This window comes from Hymenobacter jeongseonensis (genome assembly GCF_015694725.1).
Classification (GTDB): Bacteria; Bacteroidota; Bacteroidia; order Cytophagales; family Hymenobacteraceae; genus Hymenobacter; species Hymenobacter jeongseonensis.
In genome coordinates, this window is sequence record NZ_JADQDQ010000002.1 from 316,594 (window position 1) to 333,690 (window position 17,097).

The 17,097-nt window shown below is 46.0% G+C and carries 14 protein-coding genes; 3 read left to right on the forward strand and 11 right to left on the reverse strand.

Annotation, left to right across the window (positions count from 1 at the left end):
* The first annotated feature begins 100 nt into the window (after positions 1-100).
* Together I2I05_RS05005 and I2I05_RS05010 are read left to right on the forward strand one after the other, a co-directional pair.
* Positions 101-1,276: a tetratricopeptide repeat protein gene (locus tag I2I05_RS05005; protein ID WP_230688161.1), complete on the forward strand. Its 1,176-nt coding sequence runs from the start codon at positions 101-103 to the stop codon at positions 1,274-1,276.
* A gap of 128 nt (positions 1,277-1,404) precedes the next feature.
* Complete coding sequence (locus I2I05_RS05010) at positions 1,405-2,658, forward strand: hypothetical protein (protein WP_196281132.1); 1,254 nt, start codon at positions 1,405-1,407, stop codon at positions 2,656-2,658.
* Here I2I05_RS05010 and I2I05_RS22300 read toward each other — a convergent pair.
* Positions 2,651-3,721, reverse strand: a complete 1,071-nt coding sequence (locus I2I05_RS22300) for a glycosyltransferase family 4 protein (RefSeq protein ID WP_196281133.1) — start codon at positions 3,719-3,721, stop codon at positions 2,651-2,653. The genes I2I05_RS05010 and I2I05_RS22300 overlap by 8 nt on opposite strands.
* Before the next feature lie 9 nt (positions 3,722-3,730).
* Positions 3,731-4,867 (reverse strand): dTDP-4-amino-4,6-dideoxygalactose transaminase, encoded by a 1,137-nt coding sequence (gene rffA, locus I2I05_RS05020; RefSeq protein WP_230688162.1) that lies wholly within the window; start codon positions 4,865-4,867, stop codon positions 3,731-3,733.
* 833 nt (positions 4,868-5,700) lie between these two features.
* On the opposite strand from rffA, the gene I2I05_RS05025 reads away from it, so the two are divergent.
* The gene (locus tag I2I05_RS05025) at positions 5,701-6,663 is read left to right on the forward strand and encodes a glycosyltransferase family 2 protein (RefSeq protein ID WP_196281134.1); all 963 of its coding nucleotides are present in this window, start codon (positions 5,701-5,703) and stop codon (positions 6,661-6,663) included.
* Between the two features lie 184 nt (positions 6,664-6,847).
* Here the strand turns inward: I2I05_RS05025 and I2I05_RS05030 are convergent, their stop codons facing one another.
* The 9 genes from I2I05_RS05030 to I2I05_RS05070 all read right to left on the reverse strand — a co-directional run bounded on the left by I2I05_RS05030 (position 6,848) and on the right by I2I05_RS05070 (position 17,088).
* Positions 6,848-7,897 carry a glycosyltransferase gene (locus tag I2I05_RS05030; protein ID WP_196281135.1) on the reverse strand — a complete coding sequence of 350 codons (1,050 nt, stop codon included), beginning with the start codon at positions 7,895-7,897 and terminating at the stop codon, positions 6,848-6,850.
* Positions 7,898-8,021: 124 nt separating this feature from the next.
* Entirely contained in the window at positions 8,022-8,900 is an 879-nt protein-coding gene (locus I2I05_RS05035; RefSeq protein ID WP_196281136.1) for a polysaccharide pyruvyl transferase family protein, read from the reverse strand.
* Between the two features lie 312 nt (positions 8,901-9,212).
* On the reverse strand, positions 9,213-10,211 hold the full coding sequence (locus tag I2I05_RS05040; protein WP_196281137.1) for a glycosyltransferase family 2 protein: 999 nt from the start codon (positions 10,209-10,211) through the stop codon (positions 9,213-9,215).
* An 83-nt stretch (positions 10,212-10,294) separates the two neighbouring features.
* On the reverse strand, positions 10,295-12,064 hold the full coding sequence (locus I2I05_RS05045) for an ABC transporter ATP-binding protein (protein WP_196281138.1): 1,770 nt from the start codon (positions 12,062-12,064) through the stop codon (positions 10,295-10,297).
* Positions 12,065-12,663: 599 nt separating this feature from the next.
* Positions 12,664-13,593: a glycosyltransferase family 2 protein gene (locus tag I2I05_RS05050; protein WP_196281139.1), complete on the reverse strand. Its 930-nt coding sequence runs from the start codon at positions 13,591-13,593 to the stop codon at positions 12,664-12,666.
* 64 nt (positions 13,594-13,657) lie between these two features.
* Positions 13,658-14,758 (reverse strand): DegT/DnrJ/EryC1/StrS family aminotransferase, encoded by a 1,101-nt coding sequence (locus I2I05_RS05055; protein WP_196281140.1) that lies wholly within the window; start codon positions 14,756-14,758, stop codon positions 13,658-13,660.
* A 9-nt stretch (positions 14,759-14,767) separates the two neighbouring features.
* Positions 14,768-15,724, reverse strand: a complete 957-nt coding sequence (locus tag I2I05_RS05060) for a GNAT family protein (protein WP_196281141.1) — start codon at positions 15,722-15,724, stop codon at positions 14,768-14,770.
* Positions 15,706-16,128, reverse strand: a complete 423-nt coding sequence (locus I2I05_RS05065) for a sugar 3,4-ketoisomerase (RefSeq protein ID WP_196281142.1) — start codon at positions 16,126-16,128, stop codon at positions 15,706-15,708. Before I2I05_RS05065 ends, I2I05_RS05060 begins: the two co-directional genes overlap by 19 nt.
* A 6-nt stretch (positions 16,129-16,134) precedes the next feature.
* Positions 16,135-17,088, reverse strand: coding sequence for a UDP-glucuronic acid decarboxylase family protein (locus I2I05_RS05070; RefSeq protein WP_196281143.1), 954 nt, complete (start codon positions 17,086-17,088; stop codon positions 16,135-16,137).
* Positions 17,089-17,097 lie beyond the last annotated feature (9 nt).

Sequence of the window (17,097 nt, forward strand, 5' to 3'; positions counted from 1 at the left end):
GTCCGCTTTCGATTTTCTACCTATGTTGCGTTCGCTGTTTTGTATCTGTTGGGGGCTGCTTTTTATGCCGCTGCTTGGCACAGCCCAGAAGTCTGATACAATGCGTACTCCGCCGCCCATGAAAACGGTGGCGCTCGATACGGTCGGCATTCTGCCTTCTGCCATCGACACCAAAGGCTGGCTTCTGCTCGACAAAGACATTCAGCAGGAGCTTGACGGCGCGGTTTACAACATTTACAATTTCAAATACGACAAAGCCGAAAAGCAATTCCGCTCGCTGCGGCGGCGCTACCCCAACCACCCCATGCCCTACTTCCTATTGGGGCTGAGCACGTGGTGGAAAATCGTCCCCACCAATATCCAGACCAAGCAGTACGACAAACCCTTCTTTGCTTATATGGACACGGCCATCACCAAGGCCCAGAAGCTGTACGACACGGATAATAATAACTACGAGGCCAGCTTTTTTCTATCCGCTGCTTATGGGTTTAGTGCCCGCATGCACGGCGAGCGCCACGATTGGCGCAAGGCTACGGTAGGTGCCCGGCGCTCGCTCAACTTCCTCAAAAAGAGCCAGGAAGCTAATAGTTTGAGTCCCGAATTTCAGTTTGGGCAGGCCTTGTTCAATTACTACGCCGTCTGGATTGGTGAAAACTACCCCTTGCTCAAGCCGGTGCTGCTTTTTTTCCCCAAGGGTGATAAGAAAGTCGGCATGCAACAGTTGCGCAGCGTAGCCCAAAATGGCTTCTATACTGCTACCGAAGCCCGCGTCTATCTCATGCGCATCCTCAAAAACGAGGAAAATAATGCCGAAGAAGCGCTGCCTGTTGCTCGTTCCTTGGCCACCACCTTTCCCGACAATGGCTATTTCCAACGCTTCTACGCTCACTTAGCCTACGACCAAGGCGAGTTCTCGGACTGTGAGCGAGTAAGTCGGGAAATCCTTGATAAGATAAATAAGGGCATGCCCGGGTACGAAGGAATCAGCGGGCGCTACGCCAGTTACTTTTTGGGGTATTTAATGCAAAACCGCTACCGCGATTTTGCCAAAGCCAAAGATTATTACCAGCGTTGCATCGTGTTTTCAGAAAGCACCGGTGATACCTCCGGCGGTTTCTATCTGTTCGCTAACATGAATCTGGCTCGCCTAGCTGTTAAGGAAAAGGACATAGCAACCGCCAAACGTTATTATACCGTCGTTGCAGATAAGGCTGCTCACAAGTCAGAGCAGTATAAAGAAGCGAAAGCTTGGCTTAAAAAATATGGGAGAGCATAATAAACATGGAATTAAAAGACTTATATATAACCCCTATATACTTGGCTATTATATACATAATAGCTTATCAAATACGTTCTTCGGTCACCAACAAATACACAGTTCGCTATTTTATCCCTGCTTTAACTGTGAAAATTATCGGCGCTATTGCGCTGGGCATTCTTTATCATACGCTCTACGGTGGTGACACCAACAATTACTATCGGCACGCTAGCATTATCTACCATGCCTTTGGAGACTCTTTTTCAGCAGGCTTTGAACTGGTAACTACTTCCGGCGACGTTACCCCTGCAATTAAGCAGTACACAGACCGAATGTGGTGGTTTGGACGCGGCAGCAATGAATACTTTGTAATTCGAGTCGCGGGAGTATTTGCCCTTCTTTCCTTTAATACCTATACGGTTATTGCCGTCTTATTTGCAGTAATTACGTTTAGTGGCATGTGGGTCATGTACATGACGTTTGCCAAAATTCGGCCTCAAGTATACAAGGAACTCGCCATCGCCGTATTTTTCCTGCCCTCCGTATTTTTTTGGGGTTCCGGCCTTCTCAAGGACTCTTTGTGTATGGGAGCCTTGGGGTGGTTGTTTTACACATTCTACCGTGGGGCAATCGAGCGTCGCAATATTCTCCGGTGTGCGATATTAGGCTCTGCCGCAGTGGCAGTTATCCTTTCTATGAAGGTTTACATTCTCCTTGCCTTCATGCCTCCGGCTTTACTATGGGTATTTAATGAGAGTACCAGTAAAATCAAGAGTACAGTTGTGCGTTGGATTGCAAAGCCTATCTTCTTAAGTGTTGGGCTTATGGTAGCAGGCTATGCCTTCGTCCAGATTTCCGCAGCCGATGCGCGGTTTAACATTGACAAAATTGGTGCTCAGAGTAAGCTGACAGCGGATTATCTGCAGGGTGTTAGTAACAAGGAGCAAGGTTCTGGGTACAATATTGGGGAACAGGATGGCACCTTAGGGGGCATGGCCAAATTGGCACCGCAAGCATTGGTAGTTGCGTTGTTCCGGCCGTTCATTTGGGAAGCCCGCAACCCCACGATGGCGCTTTCTGCATTGGAAGCGAGCTACTTTATTATTCTTACCCTTCGAATACTATGGCGAGTAGGAATTCTAAAAACCCTTACAGCCATCAGCACCACACCTGTTCTGACGCTCTGCTTCGTTTTCAGCTTGGTGTTTGCTATTTCAGTCGGAATTTCTAGTGGCAATTTTGGCACTTTGGTTCGGTATAAAATACCGCTAATGCCCTTTTATCTAAGTGGTCTGTACATATTACAAAGCATCACTCTATCTGCCAAGTCACTTGGAAATAGGTCGTCATTTCGGGTTGCTGACAACTCCCCCCAAATGGCACGAACTTCTTTTAACTGAACAATTTCAGGAAGGTTGGCGTGTTGGCCACTACTGAGTATCGCTGCTCAATGGTAGCACGGGCATTTGCTCCCAACGCTTGCCTGCCAGAGCCGTCGGTGAGCAACTTATTTAGCTGCATATGCCAGTCCGCTTGCTCGTAGCAAACGTACCCGTTATGGTCGTTCTGCACCACTTCGGTATTCATGCCCACTGGAGAAACTAGTGCCGGGATGCCTAAAGCCATGTATTGCAGTGCTTTAAAAGCGCACTTTCCTTTTGCCCAAGGGTCGTCTTGCAAAGGCATAAGTCCCACGTGGAACGTTAGCAAATCAGCAATTTCAGTTTCCTTCCGCCACGGCACAAAGCGCAACGAGCGTAATTTCAACCCTGGTGCTTGGTTGGATATAACCCGAAACTCGAAGTCTAGGCCCTCGTCTTCTAACTGAGCAAGTACAGGGATAATCGGCTCCAAGTACTTGAGCGTGGAGTGGGTACCGGTCCAGCCGATAACGAGCGGGCCAGGTGCCAGCTGGTCCCGCACCTGATTATGGAGATGCTCCGTATCGATGGTGGTGGGCATGATGACCACCGATTCGTTGTACTGCCGAGCATATGCCGCCAAATACGCATTCCCGCAACTAATACGATAGGCCCAACGGCATATGCTTGCTACTTTGTGGTGGTATTTGAGGCCAGCGGCCACTCGGTTTGCTTCCGATATATTTGGTATCCATATCGCGTCATCAAAATCGTAGATGATGCGCTTGCGCAATACTTTGGCTAAGAGCCATTCGAATATTGGTGGACCAAGCGGCGCAGCTTCCCGGTGGATGAAAATAAAATCGTAGTTAGGAGCAGCAAGTACGTGCGCTACGCGTCTTCCAAAACCGCGCATAATTCCCCACAGTTTGGCCAAAGTATGGCCCGACTTATATAATATAGCCCACGTATCCTCGTCGATGAACGAAGCGAGGCGATAGGTATGGCCATGGGCCTGCAACAGGTCCAAATACTGTTCAAAACGGAATCGCTGCGATGGCGCCTTGCCCTGGGGATAAGGCACTAAAAATAAAATTCGCACAGGTAAAATTTAGATGGTCTGATAAAAGCACAGTACTGCTTCTATAACACGTTGTTGGTCGGCGGCACTAAGTTCATAAAAAAGAGGCAAGCGCACCAGGCATTCCGCATAATGGTCAGCCCAGGGTAACTCGCGGCCATCATGCCGGCCCGTATAATAGGGGCTTTGGTGCAGTGACAGGTAGTGAAATACGGCTAAAATGCCGCGCTGTCTCAGGCTCGCAATCAACTTATTGCGTTCGGCCCGATTGCGACACACCAAATAAAATAGGTGGCCATTGTTAGTAGCATAATCTGGAACCACAGGTAATCCCACGCCTTGAATACGCAACGGAGCCAACTCCGTATAATAACGCTCCCAAATCGCTTTGCGCTGGCGCTGAATATCGGCCAAGTTTTCGATTTGTGCCCAGAGATAAGCAGCCGTAATTTCCGAAGGCAAAAATGATGAACCCACATCCACCCAATTGTACTCTACTGCTTCGCCCCGAAAAAAAGCAGACCGGGTGGTTCCTTTCTCTCGAAGGATTTCCGCCCGTTGCGCAAATTGCAAATCATTGAGCGCTAAAAGCCCCCCTTCACCAGCAATGATATTCTTGGTCTCATGAAACGAAAAGGCTGCCATAGCTCCCAAACTGCCCAAACGCTGCCCTTTATAGAAACTATCAATGGCATGAGCAGCATCTTCAATTACAGCAATCCCATGGAGTGCAGCCGTTGCGAGCACCACATCCATATCGCAAGCTATACCGGCATAATGCACTGGTACGATGACTTTGGTGCGTGATGTAACAAGCGATTCCAAAGCACCGGCATCCAGGTTTGGGTTTGCAGCAGTACTATCGGCGAATACGATTTTAGCACCTCTTAGCACAAAAGCATTCGCGCTGCTCACGAATGTGAAGGAAGGCACAATAACTTCATCGCCTGGGCCAATTTTGAGCAGCAATGCGGCCATTTCCAACGCATCGGTGCACGAAGTAGTTAGGAGAGCCTTTCGAAAGCCCCAATTTTGCTCGAAATAAGAATGCGCTAGTTGTGTAAACTGCCCATCACCCGAGAGCTTCCCGGAACGAACGGCTTGCTCGATGTATCGAGTTTCGTTGCCGGAAAAATAAGGTTTATTAAAAGGAATCAAACTCTCCATGCGTTCACCAAAGTTACGCCTTGCATTGCATTTTATATTCAATCACTACGAGAGCAGTCATTGCCGATTTGCGAACTAGGGTTACGGGCTAATAAGCTAATAAGAATAATTAGTGGCTATGAATGCTAGCCGACGCGCTTAGAGTTCGTGAAACCTCACGGTTACAGTGCCGATTACTAAATAAATGGTTGTAAAGGTCGCAGTTGTTTCGCATTCATCGGTGCGGTTAAGTTGCCATTTTTAACGCAACAAACTGATTGAGAGCAACCACTCCGAAAATGGGTAAGGGCATAAAATTGCCGTCTCTGAGCCTAGGGATAGCTTAAAATTGTCTTGTGCCTACCTTAACCTTTCGCCAGCCCAAACATTCGCTACACTCTCATACAGTAGGAGTCAAGCACGGCGTCGCTCTGGATTGGCTTTCATGAAGGCGAGGACGCTACCGGGAGCAGCGCCACAACTCCTAGTTGAGCCCTTCCCAGCATTCGGCTCGCTTACCGGCGGTAAAACGGGCATATACCCACGGAAACGATGGAAGGTAGCACGGTAGCAATCGCAACTGCTGCCGTTTTTAATCAGATCTATCGAGGCATTGACAATTTTCCAAATGGAGTACTTATAGCAGCGCAAATCAGGCACATTTTCTTATATACCTTGCCACTGGGTATCAGTCAGGCCCCTTTCGTACATCTTTGGTCGGATTTACTAAATGGCGCCAACAGATTCCCTTTTGTATGCAAGACCATTACTTTTCTTGACAGAACTTTAGGCCTCATTTAGTACAGATTTTAGCACATAATAAGCTCGTTCAATTTGAATAATATTTAAATATAATGATTAATAATAAAGGAATTTTTCTATCCGTCATTTGCCCGGTTTACCAATCCGAAGCAACGATTATTGAACTAGTAGCGCGTTTAATAAAAAATCTAGTAGTTATTTCTTCCAATTTTGAAATCATTTTGGTTGATGACTGCAGCCCAGATAATTCTTGGGATTTTATTAAAGAAATGACAGCCGCAGACACCAGAGTGCATGGAATGCGACTCAGTCGCAACTTTGGTCAACATCGCGCCATTACAGCGGGTCTTGATTGTTGTCGTGGTGAATATATAGTAATTATGGATTGTGATTTGCAAGACCGACCCGAAGAAATCCCAGCACTGTTTGCCGAATTAAACAAAGGCTATGACCTTGTAATGGCACGCCGTATCAACCGGCAAGATATATGGAGCAAAAAACTATTCTCTCGATTGTTTTATAAAATATTATCCTATCTCACAAACACGAAGCAGGATTCTTCGGTCGCCAATTTCGGCATTTACAATCGCAAAGTAATTAACGCAGTGCTTAGCATGCGTGAAAGCATTCGCTACTTTCCTGTCATGGTGCGCTGGGTAGGCTTTCGCATTGGTTATTTATCCGTAATGCATGCTGAACGCCCCATCGGCAATAGCAGCTACGTTTTAAATCAACGATTGCATTTAGGTCTAGAGGTAATTTTGGCTTACTCAGATAAGCCCTTAATACTAACAGTAAAGTTAGGTTTGATACTTTCAGGGGGAACATTTTTATTTATTCCCATCACATTGATACGTTATTGGAGGGGCTCCATTTCACAACCTGGGTACACGAGTTTGATTCTATCTATTTGGTTTTTCTCCGGCCTTCTACTGTCCGTTTTAGGGATGATAGGGCTCTATATTGGTAAAACATTTGAACAAGTAAAAAATCGTCCACTTTATATAACAGACGAAATAACAAATATTGCAGGCACATCAAATAAACAGGGATAACTATTTTCTTAAATTAACAATGACTCATATAAATAGAAGGCATTCTTAGCCTATGAACACTTTGCAATAAGCCTGCAGGGTGTTCATAATCGCGGGCCAAGCGCTTAGGAGGACCATTCCAACTCAGACTGAGTTCCACCATAGGTGGGGCTGTGCATCTATAACAGATACAATCCCCAAGCTCTTATGATATGTTATGTGGCTTATAATAATCAGCTATCCAAGGGGCAGTTGACAAATTTTTATATAATGCGACGATAGCTGTATGATTTTCGATTAATGCAACTAAGAAAGCAAAATTGCTTTCTAAATCAGCCCTTACTACTAAATAATTATTTTTGAAAAAGGATTTAGGAATGGCGATAAATACATTTTTAAGTATTAAATAAAGTGCCGATATGTATAGCCATGAAATTCCCATTGCAAACCGTTTACTTTCCTTATTTATCAACAATTTATAAGGCATTGTAAAACTAAAGCCTTTACCAAATCCTCTAACCATTTTCTTATAATAAGGCCAAGTCAGCCTAGGGCTTGTCATATAATGTTCAAAAACTAGCCTCTCATCATAATAAATATGGCCGCCATTCAAAATGATATTATAGCAAAGCTCAACATCTTCTGAACCATTCAAATTTTTACCTGTCCTTCCTTCACAAACACCTCTGTAACTCTGATTCCATAAGTTTTCGATGCATGATTTTCTAAATACAGACCCCGCAGTATATAAAAAACCTCTCACTAATGATATCTCGCTAGGCTTTCCTGGTCTTCCCTGGGGCCCAGTTGCATAGTTCTGCTTAAATTTTTCAAACCACTTGGGGGGAGTGGTTTCGCATACTGCTTTGCCTTGTCCACCCAGTGCTGCTATCGACTTATTACTTACCATGGCCTCGTAAGCAGTTTCTACATAACTAGAAATCAACCAATTATCATCATCGCAAAATAATATGAATTCGTATTTTGATTTTTGGATACCAGTTTCACGAGCTGCTGCAGTTCCAGGCGTAGGCTCAGAAATTACAGAGAAAGGAACATTGCTGTTAATCTTTGACCATTCGTTTAGTGCAAAGTTGAATGTGTTATCTGTTGAGCCATTATCAATTATTAGTATTTCCCACGGTACTGCAGATTTAAATTCTTGCCTTGATAGGTGGAGCAATGTTTCAGGAAGGCGTGTACTACTATTATAGCAACATATTACAACCGAAACTCCTTCTGGATTCCTATTCATAAAGCTCAAATTTTAAACTAAAAAGCATTACCGCTCAACGTAATTATGCAGTGAGATAACTAAGCCTTCCATTGTACTATAGCATTAATAGAATACAGCTATCACCACGAAATACGACAGGGACTTATTTACTTGCCCACAAATCGAAAGGGAATGCATCTAACAACTTAGTATGGTCAAATTCTTTGATGGGTTCTTGACCACCCATTTCCAAAGCTTGCTTTACTGTAGTTGCATATTGGATTTCACCTCTGCCAGTTCCAGACATATAATCATTATACTTAAAAAGGTCTTGATTATTAGAGACGCGTAAGTAACGTGCTGGAACTCCATAAGCCTCAGCTACTATAATTCCATGCAATGAACTTGCAATAATAAAGTCCGCTTCTAAAATCTTTGAAATGATAACATTCCAACTCCCCATAGGATCTATGAGATTTTCAGTACCAAGTTTTTTCAGCAAATTGTAGTCCCCGTGGTGAGGAACGACAGCATAGCTTAGCTTATTTGTGCGTTTAAATTTTGTAGGGAAAATATACGGCAGCAATAATGCAGGGTCTCCGTATACTTCTGGAACATGAATTCCACGTGCCCTTAAAAAATCACCAGTTAAACGGCCACGCACGGCTCGGACATCTAAGGTTTTAAACTTGTGGTCGTCTGGCCCAAAGCAACCATTTACACCCGACCCCCAAATAACCTCATTATCCTCAGCCAATTGCATAATGGAGCCTATAGCAAACATGCGATGTTTATTCGACGTCTCTTCCTCTAATGAAAACTCACGGCTAGCTAAAATTCTAGCAACAATCATTTTCGAAAGATGGTCGCCAAAATTCTGGGCAAGAGTCCACTGAGGGCGCCAGTAATATAACTTAATATGGTTGAATTCAAGTATAACATCCTGAGTATGCGGATACAAATCTTCAGGTTTAATACCTGCCGCTATTTTCACTCTATTGGATACTCTTTCCTTGAATTGCTTAAAGAATTTCTTATTCATGTCAGGTTGAATTTTTAATAGACATCTGAAATTGATGTCGCTTGTTTGACTTGTCCGAATTTTGATTATTTCAAAATATTATTGTCCTCATCTATTAGTAAAAACTGAATATCAGCTTTGTTAAAAAGTAAATATATTATTCTAATTACTTAAACTTATTGATTCGAGTGATACGTCGCTCCCCCGATATTAACAATGCCATTTTGAAATCAAATAATTAAAGCACTCACAAACCATTGAACTAACGGCGCAATTTACACTATTTTTTAATATCTCCTTAACCAATCAGTAGCGCCATCCTATATTTTGTTACTAAAAACTACGTAACGATTTGAGTAAAAATTTCAATTGTTGACGCTTTGAAATAGAAGCATACGATGAAAACTCACTTTGATTATAAATTTTCATGCTCCTAAAACCTTCAAGTGGCTGGCCGTAACAAACCTCAAACCATCTTACACCCAGGCCTCGCTGCAAGGCATTTTGGTTGAACAGAGGAAACTTTTCGTTATAACTCACCATTTTATACAACCACGCCTCAACTTCACTGAGTTGAATATCTTGTAATGGTTGTAGCATAGCTATTTTATTATAAATCTGAAGTTCCCGCGCTGTAAATGGAATCCCCCAACGGCGCAGCAAATTTTCTCTTACTACATCAGAGACATTCGCCCTTTCGTTTAGTACAGCTTTTTTTTGAATATGAGGTGGAACACGGTACTTAATAAGGGGGGCCTGAATAGTTGCAATGCGCAGTTGTCGGATGTAGCGGGCACAAAACTCATAGTCCTCAGTTTGTCGCAGAGAAGCATCATAACGCATTTTATGTTCGAAGAATAAGCTAGCACGCAGCATTGCCGATGGATTTCCAGTAGGCAGCGTAAATAATGTTAATACTTGTGCATCTTCTGGATGTGCTGGGTAACGATTCAGGTAATTGCTTGAACCAAAATTCTGCATGAAGCTACCAACCACATTCACTTCTGGATGCTTATCTAAATACGCTACCTGTTGAGCGAGACGTTCAGGATGGCAAATGTCGTCACCATCCATTTTTGCTATATATTCTCCACTAACATATTCTAACGCGATATTATCTGTTCCGGCCCGACCCATATTATGAGTGTTCACAATCACTTTCACTCTAGAGTCGGTGAATGCAAGTACACGTTTTACAGTATCATCAGTTGAGCAATCGTCTAATACTATTAATTCAAAATCTTTGAAAGTTTGCTGCAGGATGCTTTGAATCGTATTTTCAATATACAATCCAACATTATAAACCGGCAGGATTACAGATACTCTAAACATATGAGAGAGAAAATTCTGATTTAGTATCGACAGCGAACAGCTATATACCAACCAGCGATAAAGTTGCTGACTGATAACAACTGCTAAACAATAGCCTTAACTAATTCCTCGTATCGATGCTCTGCTATAATTTGCCCATCTCGCAACTCGTAAATTTTGTCGCAGTTTCGCAAAGTTGTTATTCTATGCGCAATGATTAAAATCGTAATTTCAGTTTCTGCGAGTTTATCAATTGCTTCATTTACTTCCCTTTCTGTTTCGTTATCAAGGGCACTTGTTGCTTCATCCAGCACCAGTATTTCGGTCTGCTTATAAAGCGCCCTTGCAATACCGATTCGTTGACGTTGACCACCAGAAAGTTTGGAACCCCTCTCTCCTACTAGGGTATTAATCCCTTCTGGCAAACCCGATACAAATGATTGTAATGAGGCCTGCTTAAGTGCATAATTAAGACGCTCTTCGTTCACATCGCTGTCCCCCAAGGTGATGTTGTCACGAATAGACCTTTGCATAAGGAACGTATCTTGCTTTACATATCCAATAATTCGATACCAAGCCAACAAATGCTGGGATGTTAATGGCTGGCCATCAACTAATATGTGACCACTCTGCTCTACATAAAAGCGCAGTAAGATATTCATTAAGGTCGTTTTACCAGAGCCTGAACTTCCGATAAATCCAATTTTCTCGCCCTTCTTAATAGTTATATCAATGGCTTTAACTGCTGACTTTGAAACGCCTGGAAAATTAAATGTAACGTCTTCAAAATGCAGAGTCTTCTTGAATGACACTGGCAATTGCTCCACAGGCGGAGTTTCATTATACTTCTTGTCTCGGTATAAACTCAAATTTTCTATTGCATACTGAGTTGTTTTCAACTGCATCATTGAGGTAATCATTCTATTAACCGATGGCATCAGCCTGTAAGCTGCTGCAGCGAATAGTCCCACCAAAGATATTAGAGAAGACGAACTACCAGGGCTAAAAATAGCATATAAGAAGATGGTTAATATTCCTAATATGGCGACCATTTCTATCATTTTCAATGGCAACATCGAGTACAAGTAACTCAAAGCGTCCAATCGCTGTACCTTTTCTTGATTATTAAGTAGAGAATCGCGAAATCGGTGTTGCTTATTGGCCAGTTTGATTTCTACAAACCCTGTGAACAAATCACCAATTATTCCTTGCGAGATTGGCCTTAGTCTATGGATTTCACTGCCAATCATCTGTGACCTGTTGCGCAATGCACGGTAAGTCAATAAGGTAGTAGGGACCAGAACAAGTGCTAAGATTCCGAATAGCAATGGTTTATAAAGAATAATACTTATAACGGTAACCAATACAATTGCCACTTCAGAGAAAAAGATAAATAGGGGACGCATTATCCCTCCAACAAAATTTCCAGGGATGTTGACAGTACTATGCATTAAATTTGGCGAACCTAAATCATTCAGATACCAAAATGGGAAATTTATATACTTGTTTATCTGTGATTTAATTACAGTTAATGCAATATTAGCTACAAATCGGTTTTGCATATAATTCACCCAAGTTGAAAATGCATTTTTAACCAAAAAGAAGACAAATATTATTATTATTAAGTAGAGCAAGAAAGTCCTCTCTGACTCAAATTCAAAGAAGTTGTATACCGGTGAGAATAGTTTACTTTTCTGAACTCCTCCTGGTTCAGCGGCTACCATCATTACTGGAACGAGGGATGCTAAACCCAATACATCCAAAAAAGATGTTATGAGCAGTAGCACCATCATCCATAATGCTTTTCGCTTTTGAGAAGGAGTTAGATAATATCTAATGCTATTAAGAGAACGCGCTATAATTCCGCCTTTCATATAATATTTTTTTTAATACGTCGTTGTTTAACCAACGATTAGAATCTGCAAATCTACGACTTTTATGGCTAAACAGTGCCGTTCGTTGCCATAAAATTACCTATATGATACGCTCAGTTCAGTGTAAAGCCTTCTATTATTAAGGCGTAAACTACCCATTTGACCCAATACGAACGGCAGTCGTGCTGCCTGAAATTGCCTTTTTGCGGCAATTCTCCACAATAAACAACAAAGTGATTGCTCGTTGCTGGTTACCGTACAACCTGTTTTGAAGATTTGCTACCTGTGGCATCTCGACGACTACAATGAGAGTGCTAAACACCCACTAAAATGCACTGAGCAAATAAATACGACTTTATAATTCACCTTATAATTCTATATATAACCACTCTATACTGAACGGCTTTTAACGTAACTACCGCTGTAGGTTGCCACCTATTTTGCTAATGAAAGGGCACCCCACCTTTCCAATATGAAACTTAGGCATATTGAGCAGATAAGCCGTCAGTATCCATTTGATGCACGATAAGAAGCATATTCTAATCATTATTGTGCGGAATCAATAAGCTGAACATAATTGGTTTTCTCTCCAGCTACGCTTACCCAATTACACCACGTACTACATATAAAGGCCGCTTGCGGGCTGCATCCAACCCCCGCCACACATACTCCCCAATTACTCCCAGAGCAATCATTTGGAAGGCTGAGACAAAGAGCAACACCACCATAAGAGTCGTCCACCCGGCGGGCTCGTTTGGGCTGACAATTTTTAGCGCAATGACGTAGAGGCCGTAGATGAGGGCGACTACACCCAATCCCAATCCCATTACCGATATGGCGCGGATGGGAACGAAGGAAAAAGCCATCAACGAGTCGATAAGGAGCTTTATCTTATTGGAGAGCGTCCAGCGTGACTTCCCGATGGTTCGTTTGCGGCGGGTATACGGAATGTTCACGTACGCAAAGCCCAACCATACCATCAGGTAAAACACGTTGGAGTTGCGCTCATGAAGTTTCAATACCTCGGCGGCGACCTGTTGATCGAAGAAGACAAAATCGAACCCTCCATCGGGAATGTTGCGGAGGGCCAGTTTTTTCATCAGCCAGTGAAAAACCTTAGCCAGGGTTTGTGCAAAGCCCGTTTCTTCACGGTCCTGCCGGTTGCCGATGACCAGTTTGAACCCCTGCTGCCAATGGGCATACATTTGCGCCATTAGTTCGGGTGGGTCCTGCAGGTCGGCGGTGATGACAGCGAGGCAATCGCCGGTGGCATAGGCCATGCCGGCAACGATGGCATTGTAGGAGCCTACATTGCCGGCCAAATCGACGATACGGATACGCCCGGGGAATAAGGACTGTGCTTTCTGCAGGGCACCGAGCGTGTCATCGCCCGAGCCGTCGTTCACGAATACGTATTCGAACGTGACTTCAGGGGGGAATCTTGCCTCATTTGCTACCAATTCACGAACTGTGACGGGGATATTGTCCTCGTTGAAATAGCAGGGAACAATAACAGAAAGTTTGGGCATAGAGGGCAGGTGCAGGCGCGGAATTTACAGAATATGGAGCTCGTAGTAATTCAAATTAAGCGACTTATTGGTGACTGCGAATGGCTGTTGCAACAGCCGCCACATGCCTTTCGCTCATGCCTGGCCACATGGGTAAGCTTAGGCAGGTAGCCGCCAGTTCTTCAGCAATCGGAAAATTTCCAACTGATAGCTGTAAGGATTGATAAGCTTGTTGCAAATGAGGGGGAATGGGATAATGAACCAGCGTGCCGATGCCGTGGCGGGTAAGATGCTGCTGCAAACCGGCACGGTCGGGCGTGTGCACCACGTAAAGGTGGTACACATGCGTGGCCCCCGCGGCCACGCTGGGCAAGCGCAGGCCGGACACATCCGTTAAATACTGCTCATACCACGCGGCTATCTGCTGGCGCTGGCGCGTCCATTCTGGCAGGACTGGCAATTTTACCCGCAGCAAGGCAGCCTGGAGTTCATCCAAGCGAGAGTTGAAGCCGATGGTTTCATTATAATATTTTTGCTGGGAACCGTAGTTCCGCAGCACACGCACTTTTTGGGCGAGGCGTTCGTCGTCGGTCGTGATGGCGCCGGCGTCGCCAAGGGCTCCTAGGTTTTTGCCGGGGTAAAAGCTGGTGCCGTTAATGTGGCCGTAGCTGCCCGTGGGTTTTCCGTTGAAACCCGCTCCCTGTGCCTGAGCATTATCTTCTATTACAAACAGTTGGTAATCAGCAGCTAAGTGCATGATTTCGGTCATGCGGCAAGCTTGACCGTAGAGATGTACTGGCATGATGGCGCGGGTTCGCGACGTTATGGCGGCGGCTATACGGTCGGGGTCGAGGTTGCTGGTAGCAAGGTCGGGCTCAACGGGAACGATGGTGGCACCTACTTGCGTAACAGCCAACCAAGTAGCGATGTAGGTATTAGAGGGAACGATTACTTCATCGCCTGGCCCAATTTCCAAGGCGCGCAAGGCTAGGGCTAAGGCGTCGAGGCCATTGGCTACCCCCACGGTATGAGCCACTCCATTGAAAGCCGAATACTCCCGTTCAAACTGGTGTACCTCTTCTCCCAACACGTACCACTGCGAATCGAGGACACGGGTAAAGGCTTGCGTTAGCGCGCCGCTTAGTGGCGCATGCTGGGCCTCAAAGGAAAGAAACGGGACATTCATGCCGCAAATTTAATGGCCATGGCACGCCATGACGTGCGTGGTGGCTCCGAACCGGAAGCCAAGCTTTTCGCAAGTGCGGAAAACGGCGTGGTTGGTGGCTTGGGTAGTCATCAGTACCGCTTCCAGACCAAGTAGCCGCGCCCGATGCAGGGTTTCGGCGACGAGCTTTGTGTGCCAGCCCCGGTTGGCTGGGCCCACGGCCGTGAGCAGCACCCGCGAAATTTTTGCCTGCAAAGCGCTTGAATCTTCGGGCAGGTCGCTGATTGCTAAAAAGGAATCCACCGCCAATCCGGGCACGTCCGGGACCAAAACCGTTGCGGCAAGTGTGCCAGTTACGGTGTTTTCCGCGTAGCGGGCTAAGTAAGCATCGGCCCGCGCTGCCCCAAACCAGGCGTCGGCATGGAATCGGTCGTAGGGATTGCGGGCAGCGGCGGCAATTTGGCCAATGTGCGTAGCTTCATCCAATCTGGCGGGCCGCACCGGGTACCGCGGAAAATCGACATCGTGCAACTGGTCATGATAAAAAGTGGTGCGCGTTTCAACCAATCGCCAGCCAGCAGTCGTCAGGCCCTGCAATAGTCGAATGTCTTCAGCCGGCACGATGCTGAAGGCGTAAAATGCGCCCTTGCGTGCGGCAAAGTGATGGCGCAACGCCGTGGCCGACTCAGCAAGCGCCTCCAACGTTGTTTGTGCAGCAAAAAGCCCGGTGAACAAGCGGAATACAGGCGTCCCGAAGTACTCGGTATCCCAGGCCAATTGCTGAAACAACCACCGTATGTCCACTGAACCAGTGCTCGTGCAATGGATTTCCTGGCCGGCTTTCTGTTTCCAGCGAGCGGCCGCTCCCGTACCAAATACCTGCTGTTGCAACTCTCCCGAAAGCTGACGCAGAAAATAATAGGGCGAGTAGTACGCCAGCTCGGCTGCACGGGCCGCCACCAAGTGGCCTAATTCTGGGGTGACCATCGCTGACGGAATTCCTGAAAATCCCGAATGTAATCGGCTTCCTCGTAGGGCTGCGATGCCAAGGCAAGTTGCACCGCGGTGTGTGAATACTGCATGGTATGCCAAACGCAAGGCGGCACGTAAAGCCCCACAAAAGGGTCTTCGAGCCGGAATATTTGAATATCCCCGTTGGCTTGCTCGGTAGTAACGATAATGCGGCCGGCCACGGCAATGAGCACTTGCTCGGTACGGTGGTGCGCATGGCGGCCCCGCAGGATGCTTTCGGGGGTGTGATACGTCCAAAAGACCCGCTGCATAGCAAAGGGCAGCGGGTCTTTCGTGTTTTCACCAACGGAGATATAACCGATATCCGCAGCGCCCAACTTCGGAAACTGAATCAGATAGGGAGCGGGATAATCGGCCATGCCGTTCTACTTGACGTGCTCTTTGAAATATTCCAGCGTGCGGCGCAGGCCTTCGGCACGGTCGATTTTGGGTTCCCAACCCAGAATTTCCTTTGCTTTGGTAATATCCGGCCGCCGCTTCATGGGGTCGTTTTCGGGCAAGGCCTGGTAGGTCGGTTTAAACTCTACACCGGTGAGGCGAGCAATTTCTTCCCCGAATTCCTTAATGGTGATTTCTGAGGGGTTGCCAATGTTGACGGGCAGATGGTAATCGCTGAGCAACAACCGGTAAATGCCTTCCACCAAATCATCTACGTAGCAGAACGAACGGGTTTGCGACCCGTCGCCAAATACGGTCAGGTTCTCTCCCCGCAGGGCCTGCGAGAGGAATGCTGGCAGTACGCGGCCGTCATCGAGGCGCATGCGCGGACCATAGGTATTGAAAATGCGGATGATGCGCGTCTCCAGGCCGTGGTGGTTGTGGTAGGCCATGGTGATGGCCTCTTGGAAGCGCTTGGCTTCGTCGTAGCAGCCGCGCGGGCCCACGGGGTTTACGTTGCCAAAATACGTTTCTACCTGCGGATGGATTTCGGGGTCGCCGTATACTTCCGAAGTGCTGGCAATCAGCATACGGGCGCCTTTCACCCGGGCCAGCCCCAGCAAATTATGCGTCCCCAACGAACCCACTTTCAGCGTCTGAATGGGAATTTTAAGGTAGTCAATCGGCGAAGCGGGCGAGGCAAAGTGCAGGATGTAATCAAGTTTGCCCGGCACGAATACAAATTTGCTGACATCGGACTGGTGGAACTCAAAGTCCTTGTTCCCGAACAGGTGCTCGATATTCTGGAGCGAACCCGTAATCAGGTTGTCCATGGCGATGACGTGGTAGCCTTCGGCGATAAATCGGTCGCAGAGATGCGAGCCTAAGAACCCAGCTCCGCCAGTGATAAGGACGCGTTTTTTTTCTTCAGTATTCACCATGTAGCACAA

Bases quoted from the DNA above. Each gene is read 5' to 3' on its own strand.
- I2I05_RS05060 (WP_196281141.1), bottom strand. From the start codon at position 15,724: ATGGTCACCCCAGAATTAGGCCACTTGGTGGCGGCCCGTGCAGCCGAG.
- I2I05_RS05005 (WP_230688161.1), top strand. From the start codon at position 101: ATGCGTACTCCGCCGCCCATGAAAACGGTGGCGCTCGATACGGTCGGC.
- I2I05_RS05065 (WP_196281142.1), bottom strand. From the start codon at position 16,128: ATGGCCGATTATCCCGCTCCCTATCTGATTCAGTTTCCGAAGTTGGGC.
- I2I05_RS05045 (WP_196281138.1), bottom strand. From the start codon at position 12,064: ATGAAAGGCGGAATTATAGCGCGTTCTCTTAATAGCATTAGATATTAT.
- I2I05_RS05040 (WP_196281137.1), bottom strand. From the start codon at position 10,211: ATGTTTAGAGTATCTGTAATCCTGCCGGTTTATAATGTTGGATTGTAT.
- I2I05_RS05050 (WP_196281139.1), bottom strand. From the start codon at position 13,593: ATGCCCAAACTTTCTGTTATTGTTCCCTGCTATTTCAACGAGGACAAT.
- rffA (WP_230688162.1), bottom strand. From the start codon at position 4,867: ATGGAGAGTTTGATTCCTTTTAATAAACCTTATTTTTCCGGCAACGAA.
- I2I05_RS05030 (WP_196281135.1), bottom strand. From the start codon at position 7,897: ATGAATAGGAATCCAGAAGGAGTTTCGGTTGTAATATGTTGCTATAAT.
- I2I05_RS05070 (WP_196281143.1), bottom strand. From the start codon at position 17,088: ATGGTGAATACTGAAGAAAAAAAACGCGTCCTTATCACTGGCGGAGCT.
- I2I05_RS05055 (WP_196281140.1), bottom strand. From the start codon at position 14,758: ATGAATGTCCCGTTTCTTTCCTTTGAGGCCCAGCATGCGCCACTAAGC.
- I2I05_RS05035 (WP_196281136.1), bottom strand. From the start codon at position 8,900: ATGAATAAGAAATTCTTTAAGCAATTCAAGGAAAGAGTATCCAATAGA.
- I2I05_RS05025 (WP_196281134.1), top strand. From the start codon at position 5,701: ATGATTAATAATAAAGGAATTTTTCTATCCGTCATTTGCCCGGTTTAC.